Annotated in this window: 18 protein-coding genes; 15 read left to right on the top strand and 3 right to left on the bottom strand. The window is 60.3% G+C overall.

Annotated features, from left to right (window positions below):
- Window positions 1-3 precede the first annotated feature (3 nt).
- Complete coding sequence (locus G7025_RS24515) at window positions 4-1,260, top strand: hypothetical protein (protein ID WP_181081597.1); 1,257 nt, start codon at window positions 4-6, stop codon at window positions 1,258-1,260.
- A 1-nt stretch (window position 1,261) separates the two neighbouring features.
- Here the strand turns inward: G7025_RS24515 and G7025_RS24520 are convergent, their stop codons facing one another.
- Both G7025_RS24520 and fliK read right to left on the bottom strand, forming a co-directional pair.
- Window positions 1,262-1,591, bottom strand: a complete 330-nt coding sequence (locus G7025_RS24520) for an EscU/YscU/HrcU family type III secretion system export apparatus switch protein (protein ID WP_181081598.1) — start codon at window positions 1,589-1,591, stop codon at window positions 1,262-1,264.
- Entirely contained in the window at window positions 1,588-3,165 is a 1,578-nt protein-coding gene (fliK, locus tag G7025_RS24525) for a flagellar hook-length control protein FliK (protein ID WP_181081599.1), read from the bottom strand. Before fliK ends, G7025_RS24520 begins: the two co-directional genes overlap by 4 nt.
- Window positions 3,166-3,366: 201 nt before the next feature.
- On the opposite strand from fliK, the gene ccmA reads away from it, so the two are divergent.
- The 13 genes from ccmA (at window position 3,367) to phnN (ending at window position 13,812) form a co-directional block, all read left to right on the top strand.
- Window positions 3,367-4,002: a cytochrome c biogenesis heme-transporting ATPase CcmA gene (ccmA, locus tag G7025_RS24530; protein WP_181081600.1), complete on the top strand. Its 636-nt coding sequence runs from the start codon at window positions 3,367-3,369 to the stop codon at window positions 4,000-4,002.
- Window positions 3,999-4,667, top strand: a complete 669-nt coding sequence (gene ccmB / locus G7025_RS24535; RefSeq protein ID WP_034096629.1) for a heme exporter protein CcmB — start codon at window positions 3,999-4,001, stop codon at window positions 4,665-4,667. The genes ccmA and ccmB overlap by 4 nt, the downstream gene beginning before the upstream one ends.
- Window positions 4,668-4,737: 70 nt before the next feature.
- Window positions 4,738-5,493 carry a heme ABC transporter permease gene (locus G7025_RS24540; protein WP_181081601.1) on the top strand — a complete coding sequence of 252 codons (756 nt, stop codon included), beginning with the start codon at window positions 4,738-4,740 and terminating at the stop codon, window positions 5,491-5,493.
- Window positions 5,490-5,666 (top strand): heme exporter protein CcmD, encoded by a 177-nt coding sequence (gene ccmD / locus G7025_RS24545; protein WP_181081602.1) that lies wholly within the window; start codon window positions 5,490-5,492, stop codon window positions 5,664-5,666. Before G7025_RS24540 ends, ccmD begins: the two co-directional genes overlap by 4 nt.
- Window positions 5,663-6,118, top strand: coding sequence for a cytochrome c maturation protein CcmE (ccmE, locus tag G7025_RS24550; protein WP_034096632.1), 456 nt, complete (start codon window positions 5,663-5,665; stop codon window positions 6,116-6,118). Before ccmD ends, ccmE begins: the two co-directional genes overlap by 4 nt.
- Window positions 6,119-6,121: 3 nt before the next feature.
- On the top strand, window positions 6,122-8,110 hold the full coding sequence (locus tag G7025_RS24555) for a heme lyase CcmF/NrfE family subunit (RefSeq protein ID WP_181081603.1): 1,989 nt from the start codon (window positions 6,122-6,124) through the stop codon (window positions 8,108-8,110).
- The gene (locus tag G7025_RS24560; protein WP_181081604.1) at window positions 8,107-8,643 is read left to right on the top strand and encodes a DsbE family thiol:disulfide interchange protein; all 537 of its coding nucleotides are present in this window, start codon (window positions 8,107-8,109) and stop codon (window positions 8,641-8,643) included. Before G7025_RS24555 ends, G7025_RS24560 begins: the two co-directional genes overlap by 4 nt.
- On the top strand, window positions 8,640-9,113 hold the full coding sequence (locus tag G7025_RS24565; protein WP_181081605.1) for a cytochrome c-type biogenesis protein: 474 nt from the start codon (window positions 8,640-8,642) through the stop codon (window positions 9,111-9,113). Before G7025_RS24560 ends, G7025_RS24565 begins: the two co-directional genes overlap by 4 nt.
- Complete coding sequence (gene ccmI / locus G7025_RS24570) at window positions 9,106-10,317, top strand: c-type cytochrome biogenesis protein CcmI (RefSeq protein WP_181081606.1); 1,212 nt, start codon at window positions 9,106-9,108, stop codon at window positions 10,315-10,317. The genes G7025_RS24565 and ccmI overlap by 8 nt, the downstream gene beginning before the upstream one ends.
- The gene (locus tag G7025_RS24575; protein WP_181081607.1) at window positions 10,314-10,709 is read left to right on the top strand and encodes a hypothetical protein; all 396 of its coding nucleotides are present in this window, start codon (window positions 10,314-10,316) and stop codon (window positions 10,707-10,709) included. Before ccmI ends, G7025_RS24575 begins: the two co-directional genes overlap by 4 nt.
- Before the next feature lie 251 nt (window positions 10,710-10,960).
- Entirely contained in the window at window positions 10,961-11,872 is a 912-nt protein-coding gene (locus tag G7025_RS24580; protein ID WP_181081608.1) for an EamA family transporter, read from the top strand.
- On the top strand, window positions 11,869-13,119 hold the full coding sequence (locus G7025_RS24585; RefSeq protein ID WP_181081609.1) for an ATP-grasp domain-containing protein: 1,251 nt from the start codon (window positions 11,869-11,871) through the stop codon (window positions 13,117-13,119). Before G7025_RS24580 ends, G7025_RS24585 begins: the two co-directional genes overlap by 4 nt.
- Before the next feature lie 105 nt (window positions 13,120-13,224).
- On the top strand, window positions 13,225-13,812 hold the full coding sequence (gene phnN, locus G7025_RS24590) for a phosphonate metabolism protein/1,5-bisphosphokinase (PRPP-forming) PhnN (protein ID WP_181081610.1): 588 nt from the start codon (window positions 13,225-13,227) through the stop codon (window positions 13,810-13,812).
- Here phnN and G7025_RS24595 read toward each other — a convergent pair.
- Window positions 13,783-14,979, bottom strand: a complete 1,197-nt coding sequence (locus tag G7025_RS24595) for an MFS transporter (RefSeq protein ID WP_253511588.1) — start codon at window positions 14,977-14,979, stop codon at window positions 13,783-13,785. The two genes, phnN and G7025_RS24595, sit on opposite strands and share 30 nt — an antisense overlap.
- 965 nt (window positions 14,980-15,944) lie before the next feature.
- Here G7025_RS24595 and G7025_RS24600 point away from each other — a divergent pair.
- The coding region (locus G7025_RS24600; RefSeq protein WP_181081611.1) for a M10 family metallopeptidase C-terminal domain-containing protein at window positions 15,945-17,645 on the top strand (1,701 nt) is incomplete at its 3' end.

The raw sequence follows: 17,645 nt of genomic DNA on the forward strand, positions 1-17,645 counted from the left end.
AATATGCTCGTTCAACCTGGGACACCCGCTAATCCATCGTCGGCGCCTGTGCCGCTGGGCCTTGGTTCATCCTCTGCCTTGCCGATTGATGCAAGCAATGCGCGTGGGCTCTTGAGCGAGCTGACTCGTAGGCCGCTGTCCGAGAACACTTTCTCTGAGCGGCTTGCGTGTATGCGTGCTGATCCGACTATTACTACCTGGCAGGCACTGACCCGTGACCCCGAGGGGCTGCAACAACTTCAGGACAATGAGCACAAAGCCTGGTCAAATCCGGCGGCAGTCGACAAAAGCCTGCCGACGCTGGCGCAAGCGTTGAGCAAAAAGGGCGTCTGGCTGCCCGAGGTGGAAAACCTCAATGCCAACATTCTGAAAAACCTGACGACCCAGGTTGCAGAAAAATACCTGGCGCAGTTCCAGTCCATCCTTCAGGACCCGGCGCCTGCGAAGGCGCAAGATGTATCAATCGTGCGCGGCGCGCCCTCAGCGGGCAAAACCACCTTTCTCAAAGACCAGTTCACGCTCAACACCGATGCGGTTAAAAACATGATTCAGGACCGCATGCCGGGCACAGGAATGATGCAAGTGCATGATCAAGCCGTGGCGTTGGTTCAACAGTTTTCCGCGCCCATGGAAAAGCGCCTTGCACAGCCTCTGACGCGGGATGCGTTGTATTTGTGGCCAAATGACGTCCAGCAAAAAATCACCGGCGTGACGAAAGTATCGACTGGGCCCACACTGAATTTTCACGATATACAGGTCGACCTCACCACGTTGTGCTGCCGGATTCTCAAGCGCGGTACCGATGAGGCGGTAATGAACTTCGATGTGTTGAGTCAGTTTTTCAGCGCGGGGCTGGAGCACCGGAACCAGACTCTGGAATTGGTCAAAGACAGTAAGGCGCTGCTCAAGGAGTATTCGCTGTCGGCGTGGGACGGTACGAAAAATGTGCTCGTCGCGCAGTTAGAACCCAATAGCAAAGCGATAGTGGTCAAGGATCAGGCGATATTCGACAGCCTCACCGCTCGGGATAAAGACGCGATTAAGGCGGAGATAGACCGCGTCCGCGATACCGTTATCGACACGCATTTCATTGATACCTTTACAGCACCGCTTGCCGACGAGCCTGCAAACGCGTTTCGCTCGGTGCTCAGTGCCTATATGGGGATGACGTTCAAACAAGCTTTGGAGCAGCATACCCAACGCAAGCCGGTTGTCACATCAATCGCATCGAGAGTGCTGGCGGGTGTCGTCCCCAACTGAGTCAATAGTCGTCGCCACGCTCGGTCACATCCCGCTCCACCGGCCCCGCATGCGGGTCAAATCCCGCCGGGTACTTGCCTTTCAATGTCCAGGCAAACGCAATGATCTCGGCAATCGTGCGGTACAACTCCTCGGGGATGCTGTCGCCCAGTTCCATGCGCGCCAGCAGTTTTACCAGCTCGGCGTTTTCATAGATCGGCACTTCGTTTTCCCGCGCCAGCTTGAGGATGGCTTCGGCCAGCGCATCGTCGCCTTTGGCGGTGAGCGTTGGCGCCTGCTGGCCATCGTACTTGAGGGCAATCGCCTGGCGTGATGATTCGGTGTTTTTCATGCGGTTTCATCCACCCAGCGTTGCTCCAGTCCGGTTTTCGGCCCCCGGGGTGGCGTGCCCAGGTGGCAATCGAGGTCGCCGACGTTAAGACCCGAGCTCACCAGACGCTCGCGCAAACTGCCCAAATGGCTTTCGATCAAACTCGCCGTGAATGGCCGTGTCGCCCAGAGCTGGCTGGACAGCTTGCCCTGGGTCAGTTGCGCCTGTACCTGCAACGGTCCCAGTGGTTCCATATCGAAGGCCAGCTCGACGCGCCAGAGCATCTGCTTGGCATCTTTAGTCGTCTTGCGTTCCTGTTGGTCCTTGTCCGGCGCCGGTTCCTCGCGCTGGAACTTGACCTGCAACGGCACGATGTCCTGCAGAGTGCGCATGGGGATCTCCAACTGCCAGGTGGTTTGCAGGCGGCCATCGGCGGTGGTGCCGGTTTGCTCCAGGCTCGACAGCTGATGGCTCTGCAAGCGGGAAATGGCCCCTGCGGCCAGGCGCAGCAGGTTTTCCAGATCGCCTTCGCCTTCCAGTTTGCCCATCAGGCGCTCGGGCAGCGGGAAGCTCACCGGCGCCTGCCGTGCGCTGAGCTGACCCAGCGTGTTCAGCGGGCTGCGCACAAAGTTCGGCAGCACCTGGGCCAGGGTGTTGGCTGCCAGGATGGCATTCAGGTTGGTGCTGGCGGGCAGGGCGGGGACCAGGTCGGCGACCAACCGCAGCAGCGCACCTTTCATATCCAGAGGCGGTACCTGCGGGTTCTGCCCGGCCAGCAGCTTGGCCTCCAGGAAGGCGCCGCTGTTCTGAATCACCTGGGCAAGCACCTTGGGATTGCTCACCTGCGCCAGGTCCGGCAGGGCGGCCAACAGGCGGTCGGCGGCGGCGCGCAGGTCGGCGGAGGTGCTGTCGCCGCGCGGCAGGCTCTGCAATGCCGTGAACAGCACATCCAACGAGCCTTGGCGATTTTGCTGGACCGACAGCTGCTGCGTGACGGCCAGTTGATCCTTGAACTCGCTCAAGGGCACGAAGTTAAGGGTTTGCGCGTTCTGCACCACCGCGCTGAGCAGACTGCCCACTCGCAATGGTTGAGGACTTTCCACCGTCAGCGTCGCACCGGCCATGGCGCTGCTGAGCACCGTGACCAGCGAGCGGTAGATCGCCGGCTGCGTGGTGCCCTGCGGCAGCACCTGGGTGGTCAGTACTTTGGCCTGCAGCAGGGTGCCTTCGGGAATTTTGCTGGTATCGATGCGCGTCAGCGCCGCAACGTTGGCGCTCAACGCTTGCTGCAGACTCAAGGCCAGGTTGCCGGCAGAGGTCTGGCTGACCGCCACATTGCTGCCCAGCGGCAACGGTTGCGGACTGCTGGCCTGCACCAGGGTCTGGCGGCCGCCGTCGAGGGTCAGCTTGAGCAGCAATTGAAAAGCCTCGCCGCCTTGCTTGAGGGCGATCACCTCGGCGTTCGCGGTCTTGCCCGGATCGATCAAGCCGATCTGCGGCTCCAGCAGTTTCAGCAATGCCCCGGCGGCCGGCGGCGATGCCGGGCCGGTCGCCGTGGCAGGAGGTAGCGTAGGAAGGTTGATCTCGCCGGTCATTGCACGCATCGTCTCTAAGGGTAATTGCCCTCTTTAGCCTAGGGCATCGCATGTATAATGCCGCCCGTCTTCAAAGAGAGCGGTAAAAACCTCACAACTATTTGATCCAGCTCTCTAAAATCGGTCGCCAAAGCCGCTATTGTGCATTCCTCTTTAACGGCCGCAGCACCGCCGACTTGAACCGTAAAGGCCCGCGATCTCTTGACCAGCCCTCTTCTTGAAACCGTAGCGCTTGCCTGTGAGCGCGACCTGCGCCTGCTGTTCGAACGCCTCGAGCTGCGGCTGGCGGCCGGCGATATGGTGCAGGTCAGTGGCCCCAACGGCAGCGGGAAGACCAGCCTGCTGCGCCTGCTGGCCGGGTTGATGCAACCCACGGCCGGTGAAGTGCGCCTCAACGGCAAGCCTCTTAATGCGCAGCGCGGCGAATTGGCGCGCAATCTGATCTGGATCGGCCATGCCGCCGGTATCAAAGATGTGCTCACCCCTGAAGAAAACCTCAGTTGGCTCAGCGCGCTGCATCACCCCGCGTCCCGCGAGGCCATCTGGCAAGCGTTGGCCGCCGTCGGCCTCAAGGGTTTCGAAGACGTGCCATGTCACACCTTGTCCGCCGGCCAGCAGCGCCGTGTCGCGTTGGCGCGCCTGTTTTTGCCGGGCCCGCCGCTGTGGATTCTCGATGAGCCCTTCACTGCCCTGGATAAACAAGGCGTGGCCCAGTTGGAAGAACACCTTGCCCGGCATTGCGAGCAGGGCGGCCTGGTGCTGCTGACCACGCACCACAGCTTGACGCGGGTGCCTGCCGGTTACCGCGAGCTGGACCTCGGGCGGTGGTCGCTATGAGCGTGTTCGCCCTGCTGGTCGCGCGCGAAGCGCGTCTGTTATGCCGTCGCCCGGCCGAACTGGCCAACCCGCTGGTGTTCTTTGCCATCGTCATTGCGTTGTTCCCGCTGGCGGTCGGTCCGGAGACTAAACTGTTGCAAACCTTGTCTCCGGGACTGGTGTGGGTAGCGGCGCTGTTGTCCGTCCTGCTCTCGCTGGACGGGCTGTTTCGCAGTGATTTCGAAGACGGCTCGCTGGAGCAGTGGGTCCTTTCGTCGCACCCGTTGCCACTTCTGGTGCTGGCCAAGGTACTGGCACACTGGGCTTTTTCCGGCTTGGCGCTAGTCTTGCTCTCGCCGCTGCTGGCGATGATGCTGGGCTTGCCCGTCGAATGCCTGCCGATCCTGCTGCTGAGCCTGTTGCTCGGTACACCGGTCCTCAGCCTGCTGGGGGCGGTGGGCGCGGCGCTGACGGTGGGGTTGAAGCGCGGCGGGCTGTTACTGGCGCTGCTGATTCTGCCCTTGTACATCCCGGTATTGATCCTCGGCAGCGGCGCCTTGCAAGCCGCGCTGATGGGCATGCCGGCGACCGGTTACCTGCTGTGGCTTGGCAGCCTGACCGCCCTGGCGGTAACCCTGACACCTTTTGCGATAGCCGCCGGCCTGAAGATCAGCGTCGGTGAATAATGAGGTCTGGCTCAGCCAGTAAAGACCCTACGCTTCTTGCAACGACAAGAAGCAACCGTGAGAAACAGCAATGAACTGGACCTGGTTTCACAAGCTCGGCTCGCCCAAATGGTTTTACGGCATCAGCGGCAAGCTGCTGCCGTGGTTGAGCCTCTTCGCCGCCGTGCTGATCGGCATCGGCCTGGTCTGGGGCCTGGCCTTCGCGCCGCCGGATTATCAGCAGGGCAACAGTTTTCGCATCATCTATATTCACGTACCTGCCGCGATGCTGGCCCAATCCTGCTACGTGATGCTGGCGGTGTGCGGCATCGTCGGGCTGGTGTGGAAAATGAAACTGGCCGACGTGGCCCTGCAATGCGCCGCGCCCATCGGTGCGTGGATGACCGCCGTGGCGCTGGTCACCGGTGCGATCTGGGGCAAACCCACCTGGGGTTCGTGGTGGGTGTGGGATGCACGCCTGACGTCTATGTTGATCCTGCTGTTCCTGTACTTCGGTCTGATTGCGCTGGGCAACGCGATCAGCAATCGTGACAGCGCTGCCAAGGCCTGCGCGGTGCTGGCAATCGTCGGCGTGATCAATATCCCGATCATCAAATACTCGGTGGAGTGGTGGAACACCCTGCACCAGGGCGCCACTTTCACCCTCACTGAAAAACCGGCGATGCCGGTGGAAATGTGGGCGCCGCTGCTGTTGATGGTGCTGGGGTTCTACTGTTTCTTCGGCGCGGTGTTGCTGATGCGCATGCGCCTTGAAGTACTCAAGCGCGAGGCCCGCGCCAGTTGGGTCAAGGCCGAAGTACAAAGCTGCCTGGGGGCGCGGGGATGAGTTTCAGTTCTTTCGGCGATTTTCTCGCCATGGGCCATCACGGCCTGTATGTCTGGACGGCCTATGGCATCTGCCTGGCGGTGCTGGCCCTCAACGTCGTCGCGCCGATCCTGGCGCGCAAGCGTTACCTGCAACAAGAGGCGCGTCGTCTGCGCCGGGAGACCGAAAAGTGAATCCGCTGCGTAGAAAGCGTCTGTTAATCATCCTTGCCATCCTGGTCGGCGTCGGCATTGCCGTCGGCCTGGCTTTGAGCGCCCTGCAGCAGAACATCAACCTGTTTTACACGCCGACCCAGATCGCCAATGGCGAAGCGCCGCTGGACACGCGCATCCGCGCCGGCGGCATGGTGGAGAAGGGCTCGCTGAAACGCTCCGGCGATTCCCTGGACGTCACCTTTGTAGTCACCGACTTCAATAAAGCCGTGACCATCACCTACCGCGGCATCCTGCCGGACCTGTTCCGCGAAGGCCAGGGCATCGTCGCCCTCGGCAAACTCAACGCCGACGGTGTGGTAGTGGCCGACGAAGTGCTGGCCAAGCACGACGAAAAGTACATGCCGCCGGAAGTCACCAAAGCCTTGAAAGACAGCGGCCAGTCCGCCCCTGCACCCGCAAAGGAGGGCTGAACCATGACGTCCGCATTGTTTATTCCGGAGCTTGGCCAACTGGCGATGATCCTTGCGCTGTGCCTGGCTATGGTCCAGGCCGTGGTGCCGTTGCTCGGCGCCTGGCGCGGTGATCGCCTGTGGATGAGCTTGGCGCAGCCGGCTGCGTGGGGGCAATTTGCATTCCTGCTGTTTGCATTCGGCTGCTTGACCTACGCCTTTATGACCGACGATTTTTCCGTCGCGTATGTGGCGAATAACTCCAACAGCGCGCTGCCCTGGTACTACAAGTTCAGCGCCGTGTGGGGCGCCCACGAAGGATCGTTGCTGCTGTGGGCGCTGATCCTCGGCGGCTGGACCTTCGCCGTGTCGGTGTTTTCGCGCCAGTTGCCGCAAATCATGCTGGCCAGGGTGCTGGCGGTGATGGGCATGATCAGCATCGGTTTCCTGCTGTTCCTGATCATGACCTCCAACCCGTTCAGCCGCATCCTGCCGCAGGTGCCGGTGGATGGCCGCGACCTCAACCCGCTGCTGCAGGACATCGGCCTGATCGTGCACCCACCGATGCTGTACATGGGCTACGTGGGCTTCTCGGTGGCCTTCGCCTTCGCCATCGCCGCCTTGCTCGGTGGGCGCTTGGACGCGGCCTGGGCGCGTTGGTCGCGGCCGTGGACCATCGTCGCCTGGGCCTTCCTGGGCATTGGTATCACCCTCGGTTCGTGGTGGGCCTACTACGAACTCGGCTGGGGTGGCTGGTGGTTCTGGGACCCGGTGGAAAACGCCTCGTTCATGCCCTGGCTGGTGGGCACCGCGCTGATTCACTCGCTGGCGGTCACCGAAAAACGCGGTGTGTTCAAGAGCTGGACCGTGCTGTTGGCCATTGCCGCGTTTTCTCTCAGCCTGCTGGGCACCTTCCTCGTGCGTTCGGGCGTGTTGACTTCGGTGCACGCGTTTGCGTCCGACCCGGCGCGCGGCATTTTCATCCTGATCTTCCTGCTGTTCGTGGTCGGTGGTTCGCTGACCCTGTTCGCCCTGCGCGCGCCGGTGGTCAAGAGCCAGGTGGGCTTCAACCTGTGGTCGCGGGAGACCCTGCTGCTGGGCAATAACCTGGTGCTGGTGGTGGCCGCGTCGATGATCCTGCTCGGCACGTTGTACCCGCTGGTGCTGGATGCCTTGAGCGGCGCCAAGCTGTCCGTGGGACCGCCGTACTTCAACGCCTTGTTTATCCCATTGATGGGCCTGTTGATGGTGGTGATGGCGGTCGGCGTACTGGTGCGCTGGAAAGACACCCCGGTGAAATGGCTGCTCGGCATGTTGATGCCGGTGCTGCTGGGCAGCGTGGCTTTGGCGGTGATCGCCGGCATCGCCTACGGCGACTTCAACTGGGCGGTGCTGGCCACGTTCCTGCTCGCGGCCTGGGTGCTGCTGGCCGGCGTGCGCGACATCGTCGACAAGACCCGCCACAAAGGCCTGATCAAAGGCTTGCCGGCGTTGACCCGCAGCTACTGGGGCATGCAGGTCGCGCACCTGGGCATTGCCGTGTGCGCCCTCGGCGTGGTGCTTTCCAGCCAGAACAGCGCCGAGCGCGACCTGCGCCTGGCGCCGGGCGAGTCCATGGACCTGGCCGGTTACCACTTTATCTTCGAAGGCGCCAAACACTTCGAAGGCCCGAACTTCACGTCAGACAAAGGCACCGTGCGCGTCGTCCGTAATGGCAAGGAAGTCGCCGTGCTGCACCCGGAAAAACGCCTCTACACCGTGCAGAGCTCAATGATGACCGAGGCCGGTATCGACGCCGGTTTCACCCGCGACCTCTACGTGGCCTTGGGTGAACCTTTGGGTGACGGCGCCTGGGCGGTGCGGGTGCATGTCAAGCCGTTCGTGCGCTGGATCTGGTTCGGCGGCCTGCTCACCGGTTTCGGTGGGTTGCTGGCCGCGCTGGACCGGCGTTATCGGGTCAAGGTCAAGAGCCGCGTGCGTGAAGCGCTCGGCCTGCAAGGAGCGGCGGTATGAAGCGTTGGTTGATGGTGTTGCCGCTGGCGGCGTTTCTGGTGGTGGCGGTGTTCCTGTATCGCGGCTTGTACCTCGACCCGGCCGAACTGCCGTCAGCGATGATCGGCAAGCCGTTCCCGGAATTTTCCCTGCCCACCGTGCAGGGCGATAAAAACCTGACCCGTGCCGACCTGCTGGGCAAGCCCGCGCTGGTCAACGTGTGGGGCACCTGGTGCATCTCATGCCGCGTGGAGCATCCGGTGCTGAACAAACTGGCCGAGCGCGGTGTGGTGATCTACGGCATCAACTATAAGGACGACAACGCGGCGGCGCTCAAATGGCTGGCCGAGTTTCACAACCCCTATCAGTTGGATATCCGTGATGAAGACGGCAACCTCGGTTTGAACCTGGGCGTTTACGGCGCCCCGGAAACCTTCTTTATCGACGCCAAGGGCGTGATCCGCGACAAATACGTCGGCGTGATCGACGACGTGGTATGGCGCGAGCAACTGGCCGCCAAGTACCAGGCCCTGGTCGATGAGGCCAAGCCATGAAGCGCCTGTTAGTCGCTGCGGTATTGGCACTGGGGTTGGCCGGCGTCGCCCACGCCGCCATCGACACCTATGAGTTTGCCAATGATGCCGACCGCGAGCGTTTTCGCGACTTGACCAAGGAACTGCGCTGCCCCAAGTGCCAGAATCAGGACATCGCCGACTCCAATGCGCCCATCGCCGCCGATCTGCGCAAAGAGATCTTCCGCATGCTGGGGGAGGGCAAGGACAACCAGCAGATCATCGACTTCATGGTCGACCGCTACGGTGATTTCGTGCGTTACAAACCGGCGCTGACCGGCAAGACGGCGCTGCTCTGGTTTGGCCCCGCCGCGCTGTTGCTGAGCGGTGTGGTGGTGATGGCCGTGATCGTCCGCCGCCGCCGCGCCGCACCTACCGATGGCTCCGACGCGCTATCCCCGCAAGAGCGCCAACGCCTCGACCACCTGCTGGACAAAACCACTGATGATTGATTTCTGGCTCGCAGCAGGCTTGCTGCTTCTGGTTGCCCTGAGTTTCCTGTTGATCCCTGTGCTGCGCGGCCGTCGTGCCCAGCGCGAGGAGGATCGCACCGCGCTGAATGTGGCGCTCTACCAAGAGCGCGTGGCCGAACTGCAGACCCAGCAGGCCGAAGGCGTGCTCGACGCCGCACAACTGGACACCGGCCGCGCCGAAGCCGCCCGCGAATTGCTGGCCGACACCGAAGGCGTGGAAGCCCCCCGAGAATCGCGTCTGGGCAAACCGCTGCCGTTGCTGGCCGCGTTTCTGGTGCCGGTGCTGGGCCTGGGCTTGTACCTGCACTTCGGTGCCAGCGACAAGGTGGAACTGACGCGCGAATTTGCCCAGCCGCCGGTGTCCCTGCAAGACATGACCCAGCGCCTGGAACGCGCCGCCGCCGCCCAGCCGGATTCGGCCGAAGGCCTGTACTTCCTCGGTCGGGCCTACATGGCCCAGGACCGCTCCGCCGATGCGGCCAAGGTCTTCGAGCGTGCCGTGGCCCTGGCCGGTCGCCAGCCGGAACTGCTCGGCCAGTGGGCTCAGGCCCAGTATTTTGCCGACAACAAACAATGGTCGCCGAAGGTCCAGACGTTGACGGACGAGGCGTTGAAGCTCGACCCGAAAGAAGTCACCAGCCTCGGCCTGCTGGGTATTGCCGCGTTTGAAGGCCAGCGCTATCAGGAAGCTATCGACTACTGGAGCCGTCTGCTGGCGCAACTGCCGCCCGAAGACAATTCCCGCGCTGCGCTGCAAGGCGGTATCGACCGCGCCGCGCAAAAACTCAAGGAAAGTGGCGGCACCGTCGCCCAGGCGAAGCAGGCAGCGATGTTGAAAGTGCGCGTGGCTGTGTCCGCCGAGGTGAAGGCCAAGGCCCTGCCAGGTGACAGCGTATTTATCTTCGCCCGTGCCGTGAGTGGCCCGCCGGCGCCGTTGGCGGCCAAGCGTGTCACCGTAGCGGAGTTGCCGATCACCGTCGAACTGGGCGATGCCGATGCGATGATGCCGCAGTTGAAACTGTCCAACTTCCCCGAAGTCCAACTGGTTGCGCGCATATCCCGGGCCGGTCAACCGACCGCCGGCGAGTGGATCGGCCGCAGCCAACCCCTGGCCAGCTCCACCACTGCGCTGCAGCAGCTGACCATCGACAGTCCGGACAAGTCATTCGAGGAAACGCCATGACCGCATTCGCACGTATCACCTTGCTCAGCCTGGTATTGGGCCTGAGCGCCTGTGCGGTCCACCGGCCACCGTCTGGGCCGACCGGGCCGACCATCCCACCGTCGGGCCCGTCGACCCAGCCCAGCACCAAACCGTCCGGCCCGATCACCCCACCGCCGAAACCGCTGCCGACCAAGTCGCCGACCTTCGCCCCACCACCGGGCGCCGCCAGCCATTGGGACGGCAAGATGCAGGTGTATGTGCTGGACGAACAACCCGACACCTTCTACCGCCAGCGCACCTACTACCGCTGGAGCAATGGCTGGAGCCGCTCCATCAGCCCCAACGGGCCGTGGGAAGAAACCAATGTACAAGGCGTGCCGCCGGGGTTGAGTAAGCAGTACGCGCAGTGACAAAAGGCGACCTTCGGGTCGCTTTTTTTATCTTGAAATCCATTCCTCCAAACACCTGAGATCCATTGTGGGAGGGGGCTTGCCCCCGATCACGGTACGTCAGTGGTGGGCTGACTGACCCACCGCTATCGGGGCAAGGATCCTGGCAAGGTGCGCTCTCGTATCGCCGGTTTACCTATCCGTTCGGTCAGTACTGACCTGCTTGCTGTTTTGTTAAGTTGAAGCACTTGCTGCCTCCCAGGTGAAGTGCGATGCAAAAGCACGGTGTTTTTCTCGGATTGCTGTTCTGCCTGCTAAGTGCTGCGTTCGATGTATACGTGGGCTTCGTCACGCAAAGGCTTAACACGTTGCTGGTGATTTTCTATTGCTTTATAGCGTCTGCTGCGTTGTTCCTGGCAGTCGCGCTGTTTCATGACTCGGCTTCTTTCTGTTCCAAAGTCAAAGCCGATTGGAGGCGCGTACTGCTAGTGAACGTCGCAGTTTTACTCAACTGGGGCGGCCTGTTTTACGCCCTGCGTTATCTGGAGCCGGCCGTTGTCGGTGTCGCTTCGGTGGCCTGCGGGCCGGCGCTTACGTTGATTATTTCCTGGTTCGATAAACGCAGTGCGAAAGTTGCTTTTGCGGATGCGCTGATAGCGTGCCTGGTGCTCGCCTCAGTGGGGATCATGCTATCCAACTCGTTGGCGGGTGTGAGCGGTATAGAAACCGCCACGATCGGGCAGCGTTTGCTCGGGGTCGCCAGTGTATTGATGTGCGCGCTGGGTACGGTTATGTACACGGTGTTTTCAAAGCGGATGTTTGCTCTGCAGTGGTCGGTTCATGAAATCCTGGCTGTCAGAAATATTGCGATGATCGTGGTGTGCCTGCTGGCGCTTCCTCTGACCGGCACAGGTTTTTACCTCGAGTCCGGGTTGATCGCGCCCATGGTGGTTCTGGTCGTCGCTGGGCATTTGCTGCCGATCTACCTGATCCAGAAAACCATCTATTGCCTCTCGCCGATCCACGTCTCCCTGGTGTTGCTGACCCTTCCTGTGTTCGTGCTGTTACTTCAGTACCTGGACGATCGCGTGTTTTTTTCGCTGGCCAGTGTCGCGTCCGTCTGCATCATCGTGTTGTTGCTGTCGGGCCGGGCCTTATATGCAATGAGGAGGGAGGCAGCATGATCACGGTGGGCGTCGTGGATGGTTTTTCATCCGGGAAATGTGTAGCAAAAGGCTTGTTCGAGAGAGGCTGCAGGTTGATGCATGTGGCGTCGTCAGCCAGTCTCGATGATTACTACTACAGGGGCTTCGATCACTCGCTGTATGACCGCATGATTGTGCATACCGACTTCGCCACGACGCTCGCCAGCGTTGAGCTTTTCGCGCCCCAGTTCATCATCGCCGGTGCCGAAACCGGTGTGCTGCTCGCCGATCAGTTGAACGAGCGCCTTCAGTTACCGTATCGCAATGACTTCGACAACACCCATGCCCGTCGAAACAAGTTCGCCATGATCGAAACGGTTGCCCAGGCGCACTTGCCCGTAGCACGACAGTGCGTTGCCGACAGTTGGGCGCTTGCACATGCTTGGATCAACGCCCACGGGCGTTTTCCTGTGGTGGTCAAGCCGCTCGACAGCGCGGGGGCCGATGGGGTGTTTATCTGCGAGGATTTGCCGGCCTGCGAGGCGGCGGTGCAAACGCTGCTGGGCACGGTGAACCGGTTGAACGGCCGCAATACCCAGGTGTTGATTCAGGAGTATCTGGCCGGCCTGGAGTATGTGGTGAACATGGTGTGCGTCGATGGCCAGCAACTGGTCACCGAGGTGGTGCGCTATCAAAAACAGCGGGCCCCGGGCGGCGGCATTCTTTATGACATCGATGAATTGATCGGGCCAGACTCGCCACTCTACTTGCCGTTGGTGGAATACACCCGCGCCGTGGTGCAGTGCCTTGGCATCCGCAACGGCCCCAGCCACGCGGAAGTCATGTTCACCGACGAAGGGCCGAAACTGGTGGAAATCGCCGCGCGTACCGATGGCATTCTTCGTCCTGGCGTATCCCGCCAGACCACCGGGCTGGGGCAGATCGAGGCGGTGGTGTTGTCCATCACCGAACCCCAGGCATTCGCGCAGTTGCTGGCCAGGGACTTCGATTATCAGCGCCTGCAGCGCACCTACAATGTGTGCCTGATCAATCGCACCGACGGCTACTTCCACAAGGCGCGGTTTGTGGAGGAACTGCTCAAGCTGGCGTCATTCTTTGAAGCGGTGTTCTACGTTGAGGAGGGACAACCCCTGGGCGTGACGCAAGATGTATTCAGCCAGCCAGGTACGGTGTACCTGGTGCATGCTGATCCAGCAGTGATCGCTGCGGATTATCAGCGGATCCGATTGCTGGAGGCCCAAGGTATCTACCTCACCGCACATTGATGCGTTGCTTTGAGCCTCTGCGCACCCTCTATACTGTCCCGCGACAATTTCCCAGGTGCTGCCAGCCGCTCAATACGGCTGGAGATAAACGCAGAGGCTGTTTCAATGGCAGGCAGGTTGATCTATCTCATCGGCCCATCGGGCTCGGGCAAGGACAGCCTGTTGGACGCAGCGCGTGCGCGTCTGGCCGAGCGCGGCTGCCGCATTGTGCGTCGCGTGATTACCCGCTCGGCGGAAGCAGTGGGCGAGGCCGCGCAGGGGGTGAGCCCCGAGCAGTTCGCCGCGATGGAGGTGCAAGGGGCATTTGCGCTGAGCTGGCAGGCCAATGGGTTGTGGTATGGCATTCCAAAAGTGATCGACGACTGGCTGGCGGCGGGAGAGGACGTGCTGGTCAATGGTTCGCGCGCGCACCTGGCGGTGACCCGCGAGCGTTATCCTTCTTCGCTGGTACTGCTACTGACGGTTGATCAGGCGGTGCTGCGGCAGCGTTTGAGCGCGCGCGGGCGTGAGTCTCTGGTTGAGATTGAAGAGCGGCTGGCGCGCAATGCACGGTTTACCGAAGAATTGATCACCGGCAACAGCGCGCCATTATTCGTGCTGGATAACTCAGGGCCGCTCGAGCATACGGTCGAGCGTTTACTGTGCTGCCTGGCGCATGGCTATTCAGGCTGTTGCGACGGCTCCTCGGCGTGAGGCGCTCAGAAACCGCAACAACGCCACCAGTGGAAACGCGCTGCCCACCAGCATCACCCCCAGCCAGCCGCCGTGTTCGTACACGCTGCTGGCAATCGCCGAGCCGAAGGCGCCACCGATAAAGATGCTGGTCATATACAGCGCGTTCAAGCGACTGCGGCTGTTGGCGTCCAGGGCGTAAATGGCGCGCTGGCCGAGGACCATATTCATCTGCACGCAGAAGTCCAAAACCACGCCGGTGACCGCCAGGCCAATCACGCTGTACAGCGGATGTACGAAGGCCGGCAGGAAGCTCAGCGCTGCGAACAGCATGGCCAGCAATGACGCGCGATGCGTGTGACCGGCATCGGCCAGGCGCCCGGCGATCGGCGCGGCGATGGCGCCGATGGCACCGACCAGCGCGAAGATCGCGATCTGGGTCTGGCTCAGGCCGTGGTTGCGCACCAGCTCCAGCGGGGCCGCGGTCCAGAACAAGCTGAAGGTGGCGAACAGGCAGCCCTGGTAAAACGCGCGTTGACGCAGCAGCGGTTGTTCACGCAATAAGGTGCCCAGCGAGCGCAGCAGTTGGCCGTAGCTGGCGCTGTGATCGGGCTGACGCTTGGGGATGGTGAGCATCAGCACCACGCTGATAAACGCCATCAACGCCGCTGCGGCCATAAACATCGCGCGCCAGCCGAAGTGGTCCGCCACGACGCTGGACACCGGCCGCGCCAGCAGAATGCCCAGCAGCAGTCCGCCCATGATGCTGCCGACCACCCGGCCGCGGGACTCGGCGGGCGCCAGGTGCGCGGCCAGGGGAATCAGGATCTGCACCGACACCGAGCTGAAGCCGATCAACAACGACACCAGCAGGAACAGGTTCGGTTGCTCGGTAAACGCCGCGCCCAGCAGGCTGGCAATGGCCACCACCGTGGTGGTGATCATCAGTTTGCGGTTTTCCAATAAGTCACCCAGGGGCACCAGGAAAAACAGGCCCAAGGCATAGCCGATTTGCGTGAGCGACACGATCAGGCTGGCCATCGCAGGCGTGAGGCCAATGTCCGGCGCGATCAGTTCGATGATCGGCTGCGCATAGTAGATATTGGCGACGATGGCGCCGCAGCAAAACGCAAACAGCATCACCATGCCTCGGGTCATGGTGCTCGTTGGGTGTGGGGTTGCGTTCATGGTGTTCTCATAAAGGGAAGGAAGATGGCCTGCGAGGGTAAATGCAAGGCTTTGCGACGAGTAGGCCGCTTGGGATGATAGTACTTATGTCGGCTGATGATACATTCAGAAATATTTACCCAACCCCGTGCAAACCAATGTGGGAGTGTGGCTTGGCCTCTCCCACAGTTGATCTCCTAAGTCATCAGGCCACATGTCACTTCCGCTGCTGAGCGTGATCCACTAATAACTGCGCAATCTTGACCCGTGTAGCGAGCGTCGTGGCTAAGCTTTTTATGATTTCGAACTACCCATCCGTTCGGCCAGTACTTACCCGACTTCCAATGACGAGAGCTTGCGTCGCCCGGGCAGCTCATTGATCCATAGCGGGATGCCCGACCTTACCGCCGATTTGGTGAACACGACCCATGTGTGGCATACGCTGGATGCGTGGTTGCTGCGGCACCGCCGGGAATTATTGCGGCATGTGACGGTTGCCTGGGATGGTCGGGTGGTTTAAATCCTTGACAGTATGAGGTTTCCAACTAATTGACCGATATTGGAAGCTTTGTTGTGAGAACTGTATTTAGTCAGTAGTGGGAATAGTCTAAGTGTTCTCGATGCGTTATGTCATGTTGTTGCGGTTTTCAAAAATTTTGTTCAGGTACTTGCGGCTGCGGGGGGGGCGGCGTGTGGCGTTGTAGCGCGTTTCTTGGGTTTAAGTTAGGCTTGTGATTTGCTTTCTTGTTGTTTTGTTTTTTATTTAATTGATTGTATGGGGCGCAGTTTGTTTTTTGTTTTTTGTAAATTTTGGCGTGTATGACTAATTGATGCAAAATCGCTAGTGTTGAATTTTTGAAACAGGTTCGCGGCTGGAAAGTTGCTTTTTTATATGGGATGGTAATTGGGCGTCGAGGAGTTTCTCGGAGTGTAATCCGTGTCTGACGGGTTGATTATTGTTAAATAGATATAGGTTTTAGTTCTGTATGAATATGTTAAGTTTTCCGTCCTCAACTTGTTATTCCCCTGGTCCCGAATTCCAATCGCTGGCCGTCCTCCCGGAGACGCCGGATCGGACAGTCTCCACGGCTTCCGCTAAAAAGCCGTCCTTCGATACAGATCAGGCTGCAGCGCACATCACACGAGGCGGTTATAAGTTTCATGATCGAAATGGTGATAAAAAGATCGTCCTCTCGTACAATTTTGCCGGTGGGTTTACTGCGCAGCAGAAAGAGCGAGCACGTTTGGCCTTACAGTCGTGGGCAGACTTGGCGAACATCACGTTCAAGGAGAATGCCGACAACGCAGATGGTTCCATTACGATCAAGGACATTCCTGGTACAAGCGGCGGGTGGGCGTGGCTGCCGAGCAAGTCTTTTTATAACATCTCGGCGAATATCGGCACAGCGCGTGCCGAAAGTGATCCAAAGTTGGGAAGTTTTTTCAACTTTGTGATGGTTCATGAGCTGGGCCATGCCATTGGCCTTGATCATCCGGGTGGCTACAACGGCGGCGGCAGTTATGATAGCTCTGCCGACTTCGCGGAAGATACCAGGGCTCGCAGTGTCATGAGTTACTGGAGTGAACTTAATCAGCCGGGGCATGATTTCGATAGGTTAGTGCCTGCCGCACCGCTGATTAATGATATTGCGGCCATCCAGCGGGTTTATGGGGTGAATACCCATACCCGAACCACCAATACCATCTACGGCTTTAATTCGAATACCGAGCGAGATTTCTACAGCCTGAAAGACGGTACCGAAAAGCCGATTTTTTCGGTGTGGGATGGGGGGGGCATCGATACGCTGGACTTCTCGAAGTTTAGCCAGAATCAGATGATCAACCTAAACGCTGAAGCGTTTTCTGACGTCGGGGGGCTTAAGGGCAACGTGTCGATTGCCAAGGGTGTGGTGATAGAGAACGCCATTGGCGGATTGGGTCGCGATACCCTGTTGGGCAATCAGGTTGCTAATCGCCTCAAGGGAGGAGGCGGTGCGGATGAGTTGGTCGGCGGCGGTGGCGGGGACACCTTTGTCTACGACAGTGTGAGCGACTCCACGCCTGAGAGCCCTGACCTGATCAAGGACTTTACCAGCGGAGTCGACAGGGTGGACGTTTCGGGTGTGCTCAAGTCTGCCGGAATCAAGGCGCTTAACTTTGGCGCCATGACGGGGCGCGCTGGCGATGCCGTCCTGAGCTTCGACCACCGCACTGGAGAGGGTAGCCTGGCCATTGATCTTTCGGGAAACGGCAAGCCTGATCTTTATATAAAAAGCAAGGGGGAGATCAAGCCTGCAGATGTCCTTGAAAAAGGTGGCGAGTCTGATGATCCCAAGCCAGACCCCAAACCGGATCCGAAGCCTCGAACCGTGGACACCACTTACGGTTTCAACTCTAACAGCGGTAATCCCGCCACAAGCCTCACCTCCTCCCTTGATAAGCCCCGTTTCGCGGTAAAGGACGACGAAGGTGACGATACGCTGGATTTCTCGGGGTTCGATCAGGGTCAGGTCATTGACCTTCATGCCGGGTCGGCCTCAGACGTGGGCGGGATGAGAGCCAACGTCTCAATAGACGCGACTAGCATTATTGAAAATGCCATAGGTGGCGCGGGTAATGATCTGTTGATCGGCAATCATGTGAGCAACAGGTTGAGGGGAGGTGGGGGGGGCGACAAGTTGTGGGGG

This window comes from Pseudomonas lurida (assembly GCF_013522705.1).
Classification (GTDB): domain Bacteria; phylum Pseudomonadota; class Gammaproteobacteria; order Pseudomonadales; family Pseudomonadaceae; genus Aquipseudomonas; species Aquipseudomonas quebecensis.

What these genes read in the sequence shown, in the direction of transcription:
- G7025_RS24520 (WP_181081598.1), bottom strand. Translation starts at nt 1,591, where the DNA reads ATGAAAAACACCGAATCATCACGCCAGGCGATTGCCCTCAAGTACGAT.
- ccmB (WP_034096629.1), top strand. Translation starts at nt 3,999, where the DNA reads ATGAGCGTGTTCGCCCTGCTGGTCGCGCGCGAAGCGCGTCTGTTATGC.
- G7025_RS24585 (WP_181081609.1), top strand. Translation starts at nt 11,869, where the DNA reads ATGATCACGGTGGGCGTCGTGGATGGTTTTTCATCCGGGAAATGTGTA.
- G7025_RS24555 (WP_181081603.1), top strand. Translation starts at nt 6,122, where the DNA reads ATGACGTCCGCATTGTTTATTCCGGAGCTTGGCCAACTGGCGATGATC.
- G7025_RS24580 (WP_181081608.1), top strand. Translation starts at nt 10,961, where the DNA reads ATGCAAAAGCACGGTGTTTTTCTCGGATTGCTGTTCTGCCTGCTAAGT.
- fliK (WP_181081599.1), bottom strand. Translation starts at nt 3,165, where the DNA reads ATGACCGGCGAGATCAACCTTCCTACGCTACCTCCTGCCACGGCGACC.
- G7025_RS24575 (WP_181081607.1), top strand. Translation starts at nt 10,314, where the DNA reads ATGACCGCATTCGCACGTATCACCTTGCTCAGCCTGGTATTGGGCCTG.
- G7025_RS24595 (WP_253511588.1), bottom strand. Translation starts at nt 14,979, where the DNA reads ATGAACGCAACCCCACACCCAACGAGCACCATGACCCGAGGCATGGTG.
- phnN (WP_181081610.1), top strand. Translation starts at nt 13,225, where the DNA reads ATGGCAGGCAGGTTGATCTATCTCATCGGCCCATCGGGCTCGGGCAAG.
- G7025_RS24565 (WP_181081605.1), top strand. Translation starts at nt 8,640, where the DNA reads ATGAAGCGCCTGTTAGTCGCTGCGGTATTGGCACTGGGGTTGGCCGGC.
- ccmI (WP_181081606.1), top strand. Translation starts at nt 9,106, where the DNA reads ATGATTGATTTCTGGCTCGCAGCAGGCTTGCTGCTTCTGGTTGCCCTG.
- G7025_RS24560 (WP_181081604.1), top strand. Translation starts at nt 8,107, where the DNA reads ATGAAGCGTTGGTTGATGGTGTTGCCGCTGGCGGCGTTTCTGGTGGTG.
- G7025_RS24540 (WP_181081601.1), top strand. Translation starts at nt 4,738, where the DNA reads ATGAACTGGACCTGGTTTCACAAGCTCGGCTCGCCCAAATGGTTTTAC.
- G7025_RS24515 (WP_181081597.1), top strand. Translation starts at nt 4, where the DNA reads ATGCTCGTTCAACCTGGGACACCCGCTAATCCATCGTCGGCGCCTGTG.
- ccmD (WP_181081602.1), top strand. Translation starts at nt 5,490, where the DNA reads ATGAGTTTCAGTTCTTTCGGCGATTTTCTCGCCATGGGCCATCACGGC.